Origin of the sequence: Metapseudomonas resinovorans DSM 21078, assembly GCF_000423545.1 — a bacterium.
Classification (GTDB): Bacteria; Pseudomonadota; Gammaproteobacteria; order Pseudomonadales; family Pseudomonadaceae; genus Metapseudomonas; species Metapseudomonas resinovorans.
In genome coordinates this window covers 103,107-120,916 of the sequence record NZ_AUIE01000002.1, presented here as the reverse complement: position 1 = coordinate 120,916, position 17,810 = coordinate 103,107, and the positions used below count along the sequence as shown (strand labels likewise).

16 protein-coding genes are annotated in these 17,810 nt (G+C 64.4%); 10 read left to right on the top strand and 6 right to left on the bottom strand.

Annotation, left to right across the window (positions count from 1 at the left end):
• Positions 1–231: 231 nt before the first annotated feature.
• Positions 232–702 carry an Rsd/AlgQ family anti-sigma factor gene (locus tag G559_RS0103085; RefSeq protein ID WP_028626844.1) on the top strand — a complete coding sequence of 157 codons (471 nt, stop codon included), beginning with the start codon at positions 232–234 and terminating at the stop codon, positions 700–702.
• Between the two features lie 252 nt (positions 703–954).
• Entirely contained in the window at positions 955–2,055 is a 1,101-nt protein-coding gene (locus tag G559_RS0103080) for an AlgP family protein (protein ID WP_028626843.1), read from the top strand.
• On the opposite strand, the gene G559_RS0103075 is transcribed toward G559_RS0103080, so the two are convergent.
• Entirely contained in the window at positions 2,052–2,516 is a 465-nt protein-coding gene (locus G559_RS0103075) for a TIGR02444 family protein (protein WP_028626842.1), read from the bottom strand. The two genes, G559_RS0103080 and G559_RS0103075, sit on opposite strands and share 4 nt — an antisense overlap.
• Before the next feature lie 50 nt (positions 2,517–2,566).
• Between G559_RS0103075 and G559_RS0103070 the strand changes: the two genes are divergently transcribed.
• The 5 genes from G559_RS0103070 (at position 2,567) to G559_RS0103050 (ending at position 8,345) form a co-directional block, all read left to right on the top strand.
• Positions 2,567–4,477, top strand: a complete 1,911-nt coding sequence (locus G559_RS0103070) for an ATP-binding cassette domain-containing protein (RefSeq protein WP_028626841.1) — start codon at positions 2,567–2,569, stop codon at positions 4,475–4,477.
• Positions 4,477–5,016 (top strand): mechanosensitive ion channel family protein, encoded by a 540-nt coding sequence (locus G559_RS0103065; protein WP_028626840.1) that lies wholly within the window; start codon positions 4,477–4,479, stop codon positions 5,014–5,016. Before G559_RS0103070 ends, G559_RS0103065 begins: the two co-directional genes overlap by 1 nt.
• Before the next feature lie 72 nt (positions 5,017–5,088).
• Positions 5,089–5,721, top strand: a complete 633-nt coding sequence (gene rhtB, locus G559_RS0103060; protein WP_028626839.1) for a homoserine/homoserine lactone efflux protein — start codon at positions 5,089–5,091, stop codon at positions 5,719–5,721.
• 225 nt (positions 5,722–5,946) lie between these two features.
• Entirely contained in the window at positions 5,947–7,836 is a 1,890-nt protein-coding gene (locus G559_RS0103055; protein ID WP_028626838.1) for a cytochrome c/FTR1 family iron permease, read from the top strand.
• Between the two features lie 56 nt (positions 7,837–7,892).
• Complete coding sequence (locus G559_RS0103050) at positions 7,893–8,345, top strand: YaiI/YqxD family protein (RefSeq protein ID WP_028626837.1); 453 nt, start codon at positions 7,893–7,895, stop codon at positions 8,343–8,345.
• 229 nt (positions 8,346–8,574) lie between these two features.
• Here G559_RS0103050 and G559_RS0103045 read toward each other — a convergent pair whose 3' ends face one another.
• The 3 genes from G559_RS0103045 to G559_RS0103035 form a co-directional block, all read right to left on the bottom strand.
• Entirely contained in the window at positions 8,575–9,045 is a 471-nt protein-coding gene (locus G559_RS0103045; protein ID WP_028626836.1) for a thioesterase family protein, read from the bottom strand.
• A 134-nt stretch (positions 9,046–9,179) separates the two neighbouring features.
• Positions 9,180–9,836, bottom strand: a complete 657-nt coding sequence (elbB, locus tag G559_RS0103040) for an isoprenoid biosynthesis glyoxalase ElbB (RefSeq protein ID WP_028626835.1) — start codon at positions 9,834–9,836, stop codon at positions 9,180–9,182.
• A gap of 13 nt (positions 9,837–9,849) precedes the next feature.
• Positions 9,850–10,680 (bottom strand): dienelactone hydrolase family protein, encoded by an 831-nt coding sequence (locus tag G559_RS0103035; protein ID WP_028626834.1) that lies wholly within the window; start codon positions 10,678–10,680, stop codon positions 9,850–9,852.
• Between the two features lie 223 nt (positions 10,681–10,903).
• Between G559_RS0103035 and G559_RS0103030 the strand changes: the two genes are divergently transcribed.
• Complete coding sequence (locus G559_RS0103030; RefSeq protein WP_028626833.1) at positions 10,904–12,139, top strand: sterol desaturase family protein; 1,236 nt, start codon at positions 10,904–10,906, stop codon at positions 12,137–12,139.
• A gap of 1 nt (position 12,140) precedes the next feature.
• Here G559_RS0103030 and G559_RS0103025 read toward each other — a convergent pair whose 3' ends face one another.
• A complete protein-coding gene (locus tag G559_RS0103025; protein WP_028626832.1) occupies positions 12,141–12,701 on the bottom strand; it encodes a DedA family protein in 561 nt (186 codons plus the stop codon).
• A gap of 234 nt (positions 12,702–12,935) precedes the next feature.
• Between G559_RS0103025 and hemB the strand changes: the two genes are divergently transcribed.
• On the top strand, positions 12,936–13,949 hold the full coding sequence (hemB, locus tag G559_RS0103020) for a porphobilinogen synthase (RefSeq protein ID WP_028626831.1): 1,014 nt from the start codon (positions 12,936–12,938) through the stop codon (positions 13,947–13,949).
• Positions 13,950–13,969: 20 nt separating this feature from the next.
• Positions 13,970–16,189, top strand: a complete 2,220-nt coding sequence (ppk1, locus tag G559_RS0103015; RefSeq protein ID WP_028626830.1) for a polyphosphate kinase 1 — start codon at positions 13,970–13,972, stop codon at positions 16,187–16,189.
• A 93-nt stretch (positions 16,190–16,282) separates the two neighbouring features.
• Here ppk1 and ppx read toward each other — a convergent pair whose 3' ends face one another.
• Complete coding sequence (gene ppx, locus G559_RS0103010; protein WP_028626829.1) at positions 16,283–17,785, bottom strand: exopolyphosphatase; 1,503 nt, start codon at positions 17,783–17,785, stop codon at positions 16,283–16,285.
• Positions 17,786–17,810 lie beyond the last annotated feature (25 nt).

Genomic DNA, 17,810 nt, shown 5'->3' with positions numbered 1-17,810 from the left:
GCTCAAGGCTCCGGCCAGACAAGCCGCGGCCTGCCAATTAAACGCTCGTATGAATTTTTTCCCGCCAGCGCCTTGCTGGTACTGCCCCGCGGGCATAATCTGGCCCGCACGCGCCGCCGGAATATTGCCGTTTTGGCGGTGTCTTCCCAGGATCTTGCACCGGTCGACAAAAAACCGTCTCGGAGCGGACGTATAACGGCATTACCGAATTAGGGAAGTGAGGTCGTCACCATGCTCGAAAGTTGCCAGAACGCTCAGGAACGTTGGGGTGGCGTGCACCAGCTGATCGACCGCTGGTTACAGGAACGCCAAGAGTTGGTTCGCGTCTACAGCTCGCTGAGCGACAAGCCCCAGGCCCCCAGCGCCAATGCAGAAGGGCTGCAAAGGTTTTGTGAGGTCCTGCTGGACTATGTTTCCGCAGGGCACTTCGAGGTCTACGAGCAACTGCTCAATGAGGCGAAAGCGTTTGGCGACCAACGCGGCCTCGACCTCGCCAAGCAAATCTATCCTCGCATCGAAGCCATCACCGAAGTTGCGCTGGCCTTCAACGACCGCTGCGACAACGGCGACTGCCGTGACCTCAGCTTGACGACCGAGTTAACGAATCTCGGGCAGCTGCTTCACGAACGCTTCGAGCTGGAAGACTGCCTGATCGAAGTGTTGCACAACGCCCACCAGGGGCAGGCCTCGCAACCGGCCTGACTGCACCCTGCTGGCGCTGGAATAGGGTCGGGGTACGCCCCGCAGGCCTTATTCCAGAGCCTTCCGGGCGTTGCACAGCTGTCGGCGCGAACAGGGTTCCCCGGCCTTGCATTGCCAGGTTCGGATCGCTCCAGCGGAACCCTGTACCGACACCTAGTCGCAAGGCCTGTGCGGGCGGAATGGCTTGGCCTCTGGCGACTCGCGAAACAGGCGACTAGTATGGGCCAAATAACGCCCGCCAGGAGGCATACCATGTCGGCCAAGAAGAAGCCCGTAAGCACCCCGCTGCACCTGCTGCATCAGCTTTCCAACAGCCTGCTCGAACACCTCGAAAAAGCCTGCGCCCAAGCCTCGGTCGACGCTGAAAAGTTGCTGACCAAGTTGGAGAAACAGCGCGGCAAGGCCCAGGAAAAACTGCATACCGCGCACACCAAGCTGCAAGACGCGGCCAAGGCCGGCAAAGCCAAGGCGCAAGCCAAGGCCAAGGACAGCATTGGCGAACTCGAAGCCTTGCTGGAGACCCTGAAGAATCGCCAGGCCGAAACCCGGACCTATATCGCCCAGCTCAAGCGCGACTCCCAGGAAAGCCTGAAGCTCGCCCAGGGCGTCGGCAAAGTACGGGAGGCTGCCACCAAGGCCCTGACCTCCCGCGAAGCCAAGCCTGCCTCCGCCAAGGCGGTCGCGAAGCCGGCTGCCAGGCCAGCGGCCAAACCCGCTGCCAAGGCAGTTGCTGCCAAGCCCGCGGCGAAACCAGTTGCTAAGGCTGCTGCGAAGCCGGTTGCAAGAGCTGCTGCCAAGCCTGTTGCGAAGCCGGCTACCAAGGCTGCCGCTGCGAAACCTGCTGCCAAGCCAGCGGCCAAACCCGTTGCCAAGGTTGCAGCCAAGCCGGTTGCAAAGGCCGCCGCTGCCAAACCTGCCGCAGCTAAACCTGCTGCCAAGGCTGCAGCCAAGCCAGTTGCGAAGGCCGCTGCTGCCAAGCCTGCCGCAGCCAAACCTGCGCCTAAAGCTGTAGCTAAACCGGCCGCGAAACCAGCTGCTAAAACTGCAGCCAAGCCGGCCGCGAAGCCCGCCGTTGCGGCGAAACCCGCAGCCGCCAAGCCTGTCGCCAAACCAGCTGCGACTGCTGCCAAGCCTGCAGCCGCTGCCAAACCCGCGGCGAAGAAGCCAGCGGCTAAACCGGCCGTGAAGAAAGCCGCTCCGGCCAAGCCCGCAGCAGCCAACCCCGCCGTAGCGCCGGCTGTCAAACCGGCTGCCGCTGCTCCGGTCGCTCCGACTGTGCCGGCTGCCGCGCCGGTTGCCAGCGTGGCGCCGACCAGCAGCAACGGTGCTTCCCCGACCTCGCCGTCGAACTAAAGCGCCAGGGCCGCGACGCGCAGTAGATCGAGCGCGTCGCGGTCTGCTCCTTCCAGCCCTGGGCAAATGCCCAGAAGCCAAGGCTGAACCTGCTCCAACCCTCCTTCTGCCCAGCCATCGGTGGCGCCTTCCAGCCGCGCCAGCAGTTTGCGCTCGGCGTCCATCTCAAGCGCCTTGATCTGCTCTCGTAACCCGGCCAACGCCTGATCGTCCTGCGCTTGCGTCCGCCAATTCTGGCGGAGTTCACGTAAGGGTTTCACCACTTGTTCCTGCCAGGGCTCGCACACCTTGTTCAGGGCGTCCAGGCGTGAGGCGTCGAACGTTGCGCCGCGCCGTCCCAGCCAGCAGGCTGTGAGCAACAGGCAGACGTCGGCGCCAGCCTCCTGAAGACGCAGGCAGGCCTGCTCGACACCGGGCTCGGTGTAGAGGCGAAGGGCGAAAGTCCACAGGTCTGAAGTCATGGCGCTCCTCGGGCGATGGGGCGACGAAGCTGATAAACTCCGCCGCCATCATGATCCGACTGCAAAATCTCACTCTACAGCGAGGTCCGCAGCGCCTGCTAGAAGGCGCTGAAATGACCCTGCATGCCGGCCAGAAGGTCGGTCTCATCGGTGCCAACGGTGCCGGCAAATCCAGCCTGTTCGCCTTGCTGCGCGGTGAGCTGGGGCCGGATGCTGGTGATTGCCTGCTGCCCGCTGATTGGCGTATCGCCCACATGCGCCAGGAAGTGGACAACCTGGAGCGCCTGGCCGTGGACTACGTGCTCGACGGCGACCAGCACCTGCGCAAGGTACAGCGTGACCTTGCTGCCGCTGAGGCTGGCCACGACGGCACTGCCATTGCCCGCCTGCACATCGAGCTGGACAGCGCCGACGGCTATACGGCGGACGCCCGCGCGCGCAAGCTGTTGGCCGGCCTTGGTTTCACCTCGGAGCAAATGGACCGCCGCGTCGGCGACTTCTCCGGCGGCTGGCGGATGCGCCTCAACCTTGCCCAAGCGCTGATGTGCCCGTCCGAACTGTTGCTGCTCGACGAGCCCACCAACCACCTTGATCTCGACGCCATCCTCTGGCTCGAAGAGTGGCTCAAGGGTTACCCGGGCACCTTGCTGCTGATCTCCCATGACCGGGACTTCCTCGACGCGGTCGTCGACAACGTCGCGCATCTGGAGCAGCAGAAGCTGACCCTCTATCGCGGTGGCTACTCGGCCTTCGAGCGCACCCGCGCCGAGCGACTGGCGCAGCAGCAACAGGCCTACGAAAAGCAGCAGGCCCAGCGTGCGCACATGGAGAAGTACATCGCCCGCTTCAAGGCGCAGGCGACCAAGGCTCGTCAGGCACAGAGCCGGATCAAGGCGCTGGAACGCCTCGAAGAGCTGGCGCCCGCCCATGTGGATTCACCCTTCGACTTCAGCTTCCGCGAGGCCGACAAGATCTCCAGCCCGCTGCTGGATCTGTCCGAAGGCCGCTTGGGCTATGGCGACAAGGCCGTGCTCCAGCAGGTCAAATTGCAGCTGGCGCCGGGCGCTCGCATCGGCCTGTTGGGCCCCAACGGTGCCGGCAAGTCGACCCTGATCAAGACGCTTTCCGGCGACATCGAGCCCCTCGGCGGGCGCCTGGCACGCGGTGAGAACCTGGCCATCGGCTACTTCGCCCAGCACCAGTTGGATGCGCTCGACGCCAAGGCCAGCCCGCTGCTGCACCTGCAGCGTATCGCACCGGGCGAACGCGAACAGACCCTGCGCGACTTTCTCGGCGGCTTCGACTTCCGCGGTGATCGCTGCGACGAAGCGGTCGTCAATTTCTCGGGCGGCGAGAAGGCGCGTCTGGCCCTGGCGCTGATCGCCTGGCAGAAGCCGAACCTGCTGCTGCTCGACGAACCGACCAACCACCTCGACCTGGAAATGCGCCTCGCCCTGACCATGGCATTGCAGGATTTCGCGGGTGCCGTCCTGGTCGTGTCTCACGATCGTCACCTGCTCAAGAGCACCACCGACGAGTTCCTGCTGGTGGCCGATGGCCGCGTGCAGAGCTTCGATGGCGACCTCGACGACTATGCCCGCTGGCTGGTGGATTACCGCGCGCGCCAGGCTCCCGTGACCAGTACACCGGTGAACCCGGACAAGACCGACAAGCGCGCCCAGCGCCAGGCCGCGGCCGCCCTGCGCCAGCAACTGGCGCCGCACAAGAAGGAAGCCGACAAGCTGGAGAAGGACCTGGGCAAGGTGCACGAGCAGTTGGCGGGCATCGAGGAACGCCTGGGCGATTCCGCCCTTTACGAGGCGGCACGCAAGGACGAACTGCGTGACCTGCTGGCCGAGCAGGCGCGCTTGAAGGCCCGCGAGGCCGAACTGGAAGAAGCCTGGCTCCTGGCCCTGGAAACCCTGGAGGATCTGCAGCGGCAACTGGAGGCCGCGGACTGATGGATGACCTGCAACTCCTGACCGCCTGGAGCGAGCCCCTGATCCGCGCAGCGCAGGTATTGCTGATCGTGCTGCTGGCCTGGCTGGTGCAGCGCATCGTCACCCGCGGCATCACCCGTCTCGGGCAAAGTTATCCCCAGCTGCCTTCCGAGCTGATGCTTCCCCTGCGTGGGCTCCTGCGCTGGATGATCCTCGGCAGTGCTTTCATGCTGGTGCTGGAGCGCTTCGGCGTGTCGGCCGAAGTGCTGTGGACCGCCTTGACCGGTTTTGCAGCCGTGGCCGCCGTGGCTTTCTTCGCCATCTGGAGCGTGCTCTCCAACATGTTCTGCGCGGTGCTGATCTTCTCCCTGGGGCCGTTTCGCCTGGGGGACAAGGTGGAGGTGATAGAAAGCGCTGACAAGCCGGGCGTGAAGGGCAGGGTGATCGCCATCAATCTCTTCTACACCACCCTCGAAGATCTCAGCGAAGACAGCCACGGCGCGCTGGTGCAGGTGCCCAACAGCCTGTTCTTCCAGAAGGCGGTGCGCCGCTGGCGCTGACGGTACTGGGCAGCGGTTGGACGAAGGGGTAGGCTCTGCGGCCTGCCTTTTTTCGTTTCCGAGGTATCTGCCATGGCGCTTCAGACCTGGCTCGCTTTCCTGGTCGCCTGCTGGGTGATCAGTCTGTCACCGGGTGCCGGTGCCATCGCCTCCATGTCCTCCGGCCTGCAATACGGCTTCCTGCGTGGCTACTGGAACGCGCTTGGCCTGCAGATCGGCCTGGCCCTGCAGATTGCCATCGTTGCCGCCGGCGTCGGCGCCATCCTCGCCACCTCCGCCCTGGCCTTCAGCCTGATCAAGTGGTTCGGCGTGATCTACCTGGTCTACCTCGCGGTGAAGCAGTGGAAAGCGCTGCCCAGCGACCTCAGCAACGATTCCGCCGAACGCCCCATCGGACGCCCGCTCACCTTGGTGCTGCGCGGTTTCCTGGTGAACTTCAGCAACCCCAAGGCGATTGTCTTCATGCTCGCCGTGCTGCCACAGTTCATCGACCCCCACGCGCCGTTGGTGGAGCAGTACCTGGTAATGGGCGTGACAATGATCACTGTCGACCTGATCGTCATGGCCGGCTACACCGGCCTCGCCGCCCGCGTCCTGCGTCTGCTGCGCACGCCGGGTCAGCAGCGGGTGATGAACCGCAGCTTCGCCGCACTGTTCGTCGGCGCCGCAGCATTGCTGGCGACCGTGCGCCGGGCGCCAGTCTGAGCTGCGCATCTCCCGGCGAGCGGGCGCTCGCCGGGCGTCTTCCTGTCGGAAGTCTCTTTCCGTCGATCTGTCCCAAGGATTTTTAACTCTGTTGCAGGCCAGGAATGGCGGGGCCTGCAGCCGAAACCTGCGACAAACTACCGCAGCGGGTCAAGTTATCCGGGGTTGAGCTGAATCGTTAGGAAGGTAACAATTCCGCTCCCCATTCTCATTTGAGATTGACTCATGTTCCCGATTCCGAGATTGCTCAGCTGGCTCCTGATGCCGCTGATGGCGCTCTGCAGTTTCAGCCTGATGGCCGACCCGGCCGACGGCGCAGCCCAGGCACTGCACCTGCTCAGTTACATTGGTGCCGACTACCCCGCTACCGTGGTCGATGGCGAGGTCATCGACTCCGGTGAATACCGCGAACAGATCGAATTCCTCGGTGTGCTGCAGGGCCTGATCGTTGCCCTGCCGGCTCGTGAGGGCCAGAAGGACCTGGAACAGGGCGTCGCCAGCCTGCACCAGGCCATCGAAAGCAAGCAGGATGGCGCCGCCGTGGCCCGTCAGGCGCGCCAGTTGGCCACCCGGCTGGCGGCGACCTACGAGGTCAGCCAGGCTCCGCTCATCACCCCTGACCCCGCTCGTGGTGCACCACTTTATGCCCAGCATTGCAGCGTCTGCCACGGCGACAGCGGTGCCGGTGATGGCCCGGCGGGCCTGGGGCTGGAGCCGCCACCGGCCAATCTGCGCGATCAGGCGCGGATGGACCGGATGAGCCTCTACGACCTCTACAACACGCTCGGCCTGGGCGTTGAAGGCACCGATATGCCGGCCTTCATCGACCAACTGGATGATCGTCAGCGCTGGGATCTGGCCAGCTACATCGCCGGCTTCAGCGCCGATCCTTCGGTGAACGGTCAGGCCATTTCCCTTGGGGAGTTGGCAGGCCGCACGCCGGAGGAAGTCGGCGTCAGCCAGGGCGCTGCGGCCCAGGCGCTGTTCCGCGCCCAGCGGGCCCAGCCGCCGATCCAGCAGCGCGGGCCCAAGGAGCTGATCGGCCATACCCGCGCGACCCTGGAGCAGAGTCTCAAGGCCTACCGTGATGGCGATGCCGACCAGGCCTACGACCTTTCGGTCGCTGCCTACCTCGAAGGCTTCGAGTTGGTGGAGAGCTCCCTCGACAACCTCGATGCGGTGCAGCGCAAAACCACCGAGCGTGCGCTGATGGCTTACCGGCAGGCCCTGCAGGATCGCCAGTCCGTGGGGCAGGCGGCGCAGTTGCTGGAGCAGGCCAAGGCTGAGCTGGACAAGTCCGCGAACCTGCTGGGTAGCGATGGGTTGAGCGGCTCGCTGAGTTTTATCTCCAGCCTGCTGATCCTGTTGCGTGAGGGCCTGGAGGCGATCCTGGTGCTGGCGGCGATCCTCGCCTTCCTGCGCAAGACCGGCCAGGAGCATGCGGTACGCGGTGTCCACGTTGGTTGGGGGCTGGCCGTCGTTGCCGGCTTTGCGACCTGGGCAGTGGCGGCCTTCCTGATCGATGTCGGTGGTGCCCAGCGCGAGCTGATGGAAGGCTTCACCGCGCTGTTCGCCTGCGTGATGGTGCTCTGGCTCGGTGTGTGGATGCACGACCGCCGCCATGCGGCTGCCTGGCAGAGCTATATCAAGGAACACCTGCTGAGCAGCAGCGGCCGCTTCGGCTTCGCGACCCTGGCGTTCTTCTCGGTGTACCGCGAGCTGTTCGAAGTGATCCTGTTCTACGAAACCCTCTGGCTGCAGGCCGGCCCGGCCGGACACAGCATGGTGATCGCCGGTGCGCTGACTGCGCTGGTGCTGCTGGTGGGGCTGGCCTGGGTCATCCTGCGCGGCTCGGCGAAGCTGCCGCTGGGAACCTTCTTCATGGCCAACGCCATCTTGCTTTGTGCCCTGTCGGTGGTGTTCGCCGGCCATGGTGTGGCGGCGCTGCAGGAAGCCGGGGTGCTGGGCACTCGTCCGGTAGCCTTCTTCGAGTTCGACTGGCTGGGCATCCATCCGGACGCCTACACCTTGTCGGCGCAGGGGCTGGCGCTGTTGGCCATCGCGGCGCTCTATGGTCGCAGCTGGCTGCGCGAGCGCGACGTGGCCCAGGCCTGAATCCGGGGCGAGGGGTGTAAACTCTTCGCCCTTTTTCATTTCGGAAGGTGAAGCCAATGCGCGTCTGGATCGATGCCGATGCCTGCCCCCGGGCGGCCAAGGACCAGGTGATCAAGTTCGCCCTGAAGCGAAAGTTCGAGGTGGTGCTGGTGGCCGGGCAGAGCCAGGTGAAACCGGCCTTCGCCTGCGTGCAGCTGGTGGTGGTACCCAGCGGACCGGATGCCGCCGATGACTACCTGGTGGAGAACGCCGTACCTGGTGAGCTGGTGATCTGCAGCGACGTGCCCCTGGCCGATCGCCTGGTGAAGAAAGGCGTGGTTGCTCTCGACCCGCGCGGTCGCGAGTTCGACGAGCGCAACATGGGCGAGCGCCTGGCAGTGCGTAACCTGCTTACCGACTTGCGCGACCAGGGCCAGATGGGCGGTGGCCAAGCCGCCTATGGTGAGAAAGAGCGGCAGGCCTTCGCCAACACCCTGGACCGCTTGCTGACGAAACTGAGCCGAGGCTGATGTGGAGGGCACGCCTGCGGCCTGCTTGGCGAATGAATTCGCTATGTCTGCGTTAGCTGTTGCTAGAGATTGACCCTTGGGCCAAGAGCCTTGTATGAGCTGGCTTGCCAGCGAAACGGGGCCATTCGCTGGCAAGTCAGCTCCTACGGGCGATGCAGGTGCTTGCAACACGTCATGCAGACATAGCCAATGAATTCACCGCTACAGGATGAGGCCGGTCACGATCTGCTCAGCCACAGAGATAGGTGCCGGTGCCCACCGCCACCAGCGTGCCGTCGTCGGCATGCAGTTCCGAGCGCACCACGGCCACCTTGTTGCCTGAGCGCAGCAGCACGGCGGTGGCGGTGAAGTGCTGGCCACGACCGGGGCGCAGGTAGTCGATACGCAGGTCGATGGTGCCGAGCTTGGATAGCCGCGCCATGCGTTCCGTTGTGGATAAGTGCTGGTGTCGCTCGAAGGCACCGATCAACGCCATGGCACCACCCACTACATCCAGCAGGCTGGAAATCACCCCGCCGTGGAGGATGCCGTGGACGAAGTTGCCGATCAGTTCGTCCTTCATCGGCAGGTGCATGACCACCTTCTCAGTGCTCATCTCGCCGAGCTGGATACCGAGCACACGGTTGAAGGGAATGCGTTCGAAGAAGCCAGCGACGGCCTGTTGCAGTTCAGGGGTGAGGGTGAAATCGGTCTGGCTCATGGCGCCTCCTGGATACATCGATGCTTCGACGCTGCCGCAGAAACGGCCGGGGTGCCAGAGGGGCGGCGGGAGAGGCGGGAGGATTGGCCGGATCGACACGGAGCGGGTGGCTGGCGCCACCCGCCCGGGGGACTTCAGTGGGCCAGTTCCAGCACCCGGTCCACCAGTTTGTAGATGCCGGCGGCGGCTTCGCTGATGGACTGCGCCAGCATGTAAGCCGGGGTGGTCACCAGCTTGCGCTTCTCGTCTTCGACGATTTCGCTGACCACGCAGTCCACGTGCTGGGCGCCCATTTCCGCCAGGGCAGCTGCAGTACCGGCGTCGTTGCCGATGGTGCAGCTCACGCCTTCGCCGTAGATCTTCGCCGCCAGTGCCGGAGCGATGCAGATCAGACCCACCGGTTTGCCCGCCTCGGCAAAACCTCGGGCGGCGGCCAGCACGTCGGGCTGGACGGTGCAGTTGGCGCCGCTGATGGCGAAGTCAGAAAGGTTTTTTGCTGCGCCGAAGCCACCGGGAACGATTAGGGCGTCGAAGTCGGCGGCATTCAGTTCACGCACGTCCTTGATCTCGCCACGGGCGATACGAGCCGATTCCACCAGCACGTTCCGGCTCTCCGGCATCTCGTCGCCGGTGGTGTGGTCGATCACATGGTGCTGTGCAATGTTCGGGGCGAAACACTGGACCTTGGCACCGCGCTGGTCCAGGCGCAGCAGGGTGACCACGCTCTCGTGGATCTCCGCACCGTCATAAACGCCACAGCCGGACAGGATCACGGCAACTTTCTTGGTCATGGACATCTCCAGGTCATTGGGCCGGCCCGAGGGTTTCGCGCAGGAACGCGAGCGCGCGTCGCTGGGCATCCTGGGCTGGGCCGGGTTGGTAGGTATTCAAGTCGCTGCGCTGGTCGAAGACGTGGTCGGCATCGCCGTACTGCACCAGTTCCAGACGTGCATCGTCCAGACTGTCGAGGGCCGAGAGGCACTGCTTGTGGTCGGTGATGTGGTCCTTGCCGCCGAGGAACATCAGCACCGGCGTGTTGTGTCCAAGGCCTGCACGCAGGTGGGCGGGGAAGCCGCAGTAGGGGTAGTAGGCGATCACGCCACGCACGCCGGCCAGCGCTCCTTTGCCTGTGGCAGGGAAGCCGTGGCCGGCACTGCCGTCATAGGAGAGGGCGTCGAGGATGGTCCAGCCGCCGTGGGAATAACCAAGCAGGGCCAGCTTGCTGCTGTCGATGGCCGGGTTTTTCCGTGCCAGTGCCAGGGCTGCGTATACGTCGATGGCGCGTTCGTTGCCCCACAGGCGCTTGCCGTCGCAAACCGGGCGCCAGTTCTCGATGCCGCGCGCGGCGTGACTGTCGACGAACATCACGGCGTAGCCGGCGGGCAGTAGCCAAGCGTTCACGTTGCGCACGAACAGGGGGCTCTGGCCACTGCAGCCGTGGAACACCAGCACGGTGGGAAAGGGGCCGCTGCCTTCCGGTGTGAACAGATCCAGGTGAGGTGCCAGGCGCTGTTCCGTCGCAGGCAGGTCGGCGGTTTGCGGCAGCAGGGCATCGCGATAGGGATAGAGTCCGAGCAGGGCCGCGCAGGCCAGGAGAAGCAGGACTATCAGGGCGGGTTTCAGGAGTTTGCGCATGCTGTCGTCATATGCCGCTTGGGTTGGCACGCCATGCCGCGGGGGCGGGGCGGCTGCGGGAGTAGCATCCCGGGTACTGAACGAAAGTTGCCTGTGCTTGGCGAGCTTTCGTCCAGACCCTGACGAGCAATCCTAGCAGGCCGGGGAATAGGGTCGCGAGCGCTGCGCCACTCCTCTTTGCCGCCTGTGGGTCACCGGACAAGAACGACGATAAGGCTGCCCCATGAATTACGTCCTCTATGCAGTGCCCTTCTTCTTCCTGCTGATCGGTATCGAACTGATCGCCGACCGCTGGCGCGGAATGAACAACTACCGTACCGCTGACGCCTTGAACAGCCTGAGCGCTGGCGTGTTGTCCACTACCAGCGGGCTGCTGACCAAGGTGGTGGGGGTGCTGACCTATTCGTTCGCCTGGGAGCACCTGGCGCTGTTCGAGCTGTCGGCGTCGAACCTCTGGGTATGGCTGCTGGCCTTCGTTTTCTACGACTTCTGCTACTACTGGAATCACCGTTTGGGTCATGAGCGCAACGTGCTCTGGGCGGCTCACTCAGTGCATCACCAGAGCGAGGAGTACAACCTCTCCACCGCCCTGCGCCAGACCAGCACGGGGTTTCTTTTCGGCTGGATCTTTTACCTGCCCATGTCCCTCGCCGGCGTGCCGCCCCTGGTGTTCCTCACCGTGGGCGCGATGAACCTGCTGTACCAGTTCTGGGTGCACACGCGCCACGTGCCCAAGCTGGGCGGGTTCGAGTGGATCTTCATCACGCCGTCCAACCACCGCGTCCATCATGCGCAGAACCCGGTCTACATGGATCGCAACTACGGCGGCGTGTTCATTCTCTGGGACCGGTTGTTCGGCACCTTCCAGGAGGAACTTGACGAGGAGCCGGTGATCTTCGGTGTGACTACGCCGCTGGCGAGCTGGAACCCGATCTGGGCCAACCTGCAGTTCTATGTGCAGCTCTGGCGCGACGCGGTGCGCACCGAATCCGGGTGGGACAAGCTGCGCATCTGGTTCATGCGCACCGGCTGGCGTCCGGCGGACGTCGCTGAACGTTATCCACAGGCCAAGCCCGACCTGTCACGCTTCGCCAAGTTCGAGGTGCCCCTGGGCTTGGGGCAGAAGTGGTACGCCGGGCTGCAGTTCACCCTCTACGTCGTGGCCGGCACCTGGTTGCTGGGCACTGGTAGCGAGGTTTCGCTGGCCGGGCTCTGGCTGGCCTGGTCCTGGATGGCCTTTGGGCTTTATGTGATCGGCAGCTGGCTGGAGAATCGCCCTTGGGCGCGCTGGCTGGAGTTGGTGCGGCTGGCAGTCAACTGGCCGACCCTCTGGGCTGGCGCGACGCTGGGGCTGCTGCCGCTCGGGGCGATGGGGTGGGGAATGCCGGCGCTTTACAGTCTGATCAGTCTGGTCGCACTGTTCGGCCTGCCGCGCCGCGAGGCAGCGCTGGCGATCTGAATCAGTTGTCCTTGCCGTTGTTGCGCAGGCGGCGTCTCAGCCAGAGCAGACCGCCAAGGGCGAGCAGGCCGCCGAGGACCATCAGCTCGTAGCGTTTTAGGTTGCCCAGCATGCCTTCGAGCACGGAACCGAAGTGGAAGGCGGCAAAACCCAGGGCCAGGGCCCAGACCAGCGCACCGATGCCATTGAGGATCAGGTAGCGCAGCGGCGGGTAGCCGGACAGGCCGATGGCCACTGGCATCACGGTGCGCAGTCCGTAGACGAAGCGGAAGCTCAGGACCCAGATATCCGGGTGGCGGCGGATATGTGCCAGGGCGCGGTCGCCCATGGCCTGCCAGCGCGGCTTGCGGGCAAGGATCTGACGGCCCTTGTGGCGGCCCATGTAGTACCAGAGTTGGTCGCCGGCATAGCTGCCGAAGAACGCCGTGGCAACCACGGCGTTGATGTCCATGTAGCCCCGGAAGGCGAGAAAGCCGGCCAGGACCAGGATCGTCTCACCCTCGAAGAAGGTGCCGAGGAAGAGGGCGACGTAGCCGAAATCCTGGAGAAATTGTTGCAGCATGGTTGGGGTGCACAGCGAAATGAACGCGCAGCCTAACCGGGTTGGCGCCCCGGGAAAAGCTCCGCCCCGCGCTGATTGCCATCAGATTGACCCCGGACAATGCCCGCATGGCATCGCCAGGCGCACTACGCCGGTCGACGCGACCGCGGGTCGCTGTCGCGCGTTGTTACCATTCGGTCATAATCGGCGCTTATATTTGTCACACTGCGTCCGTTCCGGGCCCTGGAGTCTGCTGTGAGCTTTACCCCCGCCAATCGCCTGTTCCCCGCAACCCGCCTGCGCCGCAATCGTCGTGACGATTTCTCCCGCCGCCTGGTACGCGAGAACGTCCTGACCGTAGACGACCTGATCCTCCCCGTATTCGTGCTGGACGGTGAAAACCGCCGCGAAGCCGTGCCTTCGATGCCGGGCGTTGAGCGCCTGTCCATCGATCTGCTGCTCAAGGAAGCCGAGGCCTGGGTCAAGCTGGGCATCCCGGCGCTGGCGCTGTTCCCGGTGACGCCGCTGGAAAAGAAATCCCTCGACGGCGCCGAGGCCTGGAACCCGAATGGCATTGCCCAGCGCGCCATCCGCGCCTTGCGTGATCGCTTCCCGGAGCTCGGCGTGATCAGCGACGTGGCCCTGGACCCCTTCACCACCCATGGCCAGGACGGCATCCTCGACGAGAACGGCTACGTGCAGAACGACATCACGGTCGATGCACTGGTCAAGCAGGCACTGTCCCATGCCGAAGCCGGCGCCCAGGTAGTGGCCCCCTCGGACATGATGGACGGCCGCATCCAGGCGATTCGCGAAGCCCTGGAACTGGCTGACTTCCCCAATGTGCGCATCATGGCCTACTCGGCCAAGTACGCCAGTGCCTACTACGGCCCCTTCCGTGATGCGGTCGGCTCCGCCGCCAACCTCGGCAAGGGCAACAAGGCCAGCTACCAGATGGACCCGGCCAACACCGACGAAGCCCTGCACGAAGTGGCCGCGGACCTGGCCGAAGGCGCCGACATGGTGATGGTCAAGCCCGGTATGCCCTACCTCGACATCGTTTGTCGGGTGAAGGATGAATTCCGCGTGCCGACTTTTGTCTATCAGGTCAGCGGCGAGTACGCGATGCACATGGCGGCGATCCAGAACGGCTGGCTGAGCGAGGCGGTCATCCTCGAATCCCTGGTGGCCTTCAAACGCGCCGGCGCCGATGGCATCCTCACCTATTTCGCCGTACGCGCCGCAGAAATGCTCAAGACGGGAGCTTGATCTCCCCCCAGGAACTGCAGATGAACACCGAAGGACTCAATCCCAGCGCTTTGCTCGAACCCCTGAAAGAGGCCACAGAGATTCCGGTGGCCCCGGAGGAGCCGGTCGCCGAGGCGGCACCTGCCCCAGCCCCGGCGCCCGCTCCGGCGCCATTGGTGGTGCCGAGCCTGGATGACAGCAGCCTGTACATCCACCGTGAGCTGTCTCAGTTGCAGTTCAACATCCGCGTGCTGGAGCAGGCGCTGGATGAGTCCTATCCATTGCTCGAACGTCTGAAGTTCCTGCTGATCTTCTCCAGTAACCTGGACGAGTTCTTCGAAATCCGCGTTGCGGGCCTGAAGAAGCAGATCACCTTCGCCCGCGAACAGGCTGGCGCCGATGGCCTGCTGCCGCACCAGGCGATGGCGCGCATCAGCGAGCTGGTGCACGATCAGGTGACCCGTCAGTACGGCATCCTCAACGACATCCTCTTGCCGGAGCTGGCCAAGCACCAGGTCAACTTCATCCGTCGCCGCTACTGGACCGCCAAGCTGAAGGCCTGGGTGCGCCGCTACTTCCGCGACGAGATCGCGCCGATCATCACCCCCATCGGCCTGGACCCGACGCACCCCTTCCCGCTGCTGGTGAACAAGAGCCTGAACTTCATCGTCGAGCTGGAAGGTGTCGACGCCTTCGGCCGCGATTCCGGCCTGGCGATCATCCCGGCGCCCCGCCTGCTGCCGCGGGTGATCCGTGTGCCCGAAGATATCGGTGGGCCGGGGGACAACTTCGTCTTCCTGTCCTCGATGATCCACGCCCATGCCGATGACCTGTTCCCCGGCATGAAGGTCAAGGGCTGCTACCAGTTCCGCCTGACCCGAAACGCCGATCTCTCGGTGGACACCGAAGACGTCGACGACCTTGCCCGCGCCCTGCGTGGCGAGCTGTTCTCGCGCCGCTACGGCGACGCGGTACGGCTGGAAGTCGCCGACACCTGTCCGAAGAACCTCTCGGACTACCTGCTCAAACAGTTCGGCCTGGCTGAGAGCGAGCTGTATCAGGTCAACGGTCCGGTGAACCTGACGCGCCTGTTCAGCATCACCGGCCTGGAAAGCCATCCGGAACTGCAGCACTCGACGTTCACCCCGGTGATCCCCAAGCTGCTGCAGAAGGCCGAGAACCTGTTCAGCGTGGTGGGCAAGCAGGACATCCTGCTGCTGCATCCCTTCGAATCCTTTACCCCGGTGGTGGATTTCCTGCGCCAGGCCGCCAAGGACCCCAATGTCCTGGCGATCAAGCAGACCCTCTACCGCGCCGGTGCCAACTCCGAGATCGTCGACTCCCTGGTGGAGGCGGCACGCAACGGCAAGGAAGTCACCGTGGTGATCGAATTGCGCGCGCGTTTCGACGAGGAGTCCAACCTGCAGCTGGCGAGCCGTCTGCAGCAGGCGGGGGCCGTGGTGATCTATGGCGTCGTTGGCTTCAAGACCCACGCCAAGATGATGCTGATCCTGCGCCGAGAGAACGGCGAGCTGCGCCGCTACGCGCACCTGGGGACCGGCAACTACCACGCGGGTAACGCGCGCCTGTATACCGACTACAGCATGCTGACCGCCGACGATGCGCTATGCGAAGACCTGCACAAGCTGTTCAACCAGTTGATCGGCATGGGCAAGACCCTGCGCATGAAGAAGCTGCTGCACGCGCCCTTCACCCTGAAGAAGACGCTGCTCGACATGATCGCCCGTGAGGCTCTGCATGCCAGTGAAGGCAAGCCGGCGCACATCATGGTCAAGGTCAACGCGCTGACCGATCCCAAGGTCATCCGCGCGCTCTACAAGGCCAGCCAGAGCGGCGTGCGCATCGATTTGGTGGTGCGCGGCATGTGCTGCCTGCGCCCCGGTATTCCCGGTGTGTCGCACAACATCCAGGTGCGTTCGATCATTGGCCGCTTCCTCGAGCACAGCCGGATCTACTACTTCCTCAACGGTGGCGACGAGAAGATGTACCTCTCCAGCGCCGACTGGATGGAGCGCAACCTCGACATGCGCGTCGAGACCTGCTTCCCGGTGGAAGGCAAGAAGCTGCTGACTCGCGTGAAGAAGGAGCTGGAGGCTTACATCAGCGATAACACCCAGAGCTGGGTGTTGCAGCCGGATGGTCGCTACCTGCGCAACAGCCCGAGCGGCAACCAGAACTCGCGCAACGCCCAGGCAACGCTGCTGGACAAGCTGACCAACCCGCCGATCAGCGCACGCTGAGTGCGGACATGAAAACGGGGCCTTCGGGCCCCGTTGTCATTGTCGAGTCTTGCAGGGTGGGGGCGTCTTTCATTCCACCCCCTGCTTGTTACCTCAGCTCACCTTCAGCGCGAAATCGATGCGCTTCAGCCACTCGGCTTCCTGCTCGAAATCCGCTTGCGTCAGCGGGTTGGCTTCCAGCCAGTCTTTCGGGAATTGCACTTCAAGGCTGTTGTCGGCGGCCTTGAGTTTCACTTCAGGCATGGCCGAGGTGCCCCGGATGTGGTGGAACAGAATGGCGAAGCGCAGCAGCACACAGAGGCGAAGCAGCTTCACGCCCTCCTCGCCGAATTCGGCGAACCTGTCCTTGGGGATGTTACGGCGGTGGCCGCGCACCAGCAGGGCCAGCATCAACTGGTCCTGGCGGGAGAAGCCGGGCAGGTCCGAGTGCTCGATCAGGTAGGCGCCGTGCTTGTGGTAGTGGTAGTGGGCGATGTCCATGCCGATCTCGTGGACCCGTGCTGCCCACAGCAGCAGGTCGCGGTGCCAGTCATCGTCCAGCCCCCAGCTGTCCGCGACCTTTTCCAGGGCCGCCAGCGCCTTGGCCTCGACCCGCGCGGCCTGCTCCAGGTCCACATGGCAGCGTTCCATCAGGGCGCTCAGGGTGCGCTCGCGGACGTCCTCGTGGTGGTGGCGGCCCAGCAAGTCGTAAAGCACACCTTCGCGCAGGGCACCTTCGGAATGGGTCATGCGTTTGAGTTCGAGCGCTTCGAAGATGGCTTCGGCAATCGCCAGGCCGGCCGGGAAGATGGGGCGGCGATCCGGCTTGATGCCGTCCAGGTCGATCTTCTCGACGTCGCCCAGCTTGAACAGCTTGCGCTTGAGCCAGGCCAGGCCTTCCGGGTTGATCTCGCCATTGCCCAGGCCCGCGGCCTGGATCGCCAGGCCCACCGCGCGGATGGTGCCGGAGGCGCCTACGGCTTCCTGCCAGCCGAGGCGGCGCAGGCTGTACTCGATGCCCATCAGCTCCAGGCGCGCTGCCGTGTAGGCCTGCGCATAGCGAGCCGGGGTGATCTTGCCGTCGCGGAAGTAGCGCTGGGTGTAGCTCACACAGCCCATCTGCAGGCTCTCCCGCAGCTGTGATTCGAAGCGCTGGCCGATGATGAATTCGGTGCTGCCGCCGCCGATGTCCGCCACCAGGCGGCGACCGGGGGTGTCCGGCAGAGTGTGGGAGACACCCAGGTAGATGAGTCGCGCTTCCTCGCGGCCGGAGATGACTTCCACCGGGTGTCCGAGGACTTCCTCGGCGCGGCGGATGAACTCGGCGCGGTTGTGCGCTTCGCGGAGGGCGTTGGTGCCAACGATGCGCACCGCACCCTCCGGCAGGCCGGCAATCATCTGGGCGAAGCGGCGCAAGCAATCGAGGCCACGCTGCATGGACTCCTCGCTGAGGTTGCGCGCTTCGTCCAGGCCTGCCGCCAGCTGCACCTTGTCGCCGAGCCGTTCCAGGATACGGATCTCACCGTGGTCGACCTTGGCCACCACCATGTGGAAGCTGTTCGAGCCGAGGTCGATGGCGGCGATCAGGGACGGGATTTCGACGGGCTTTTGCGGCATGGTTTCGGGTCTCGAGGCTGAACCG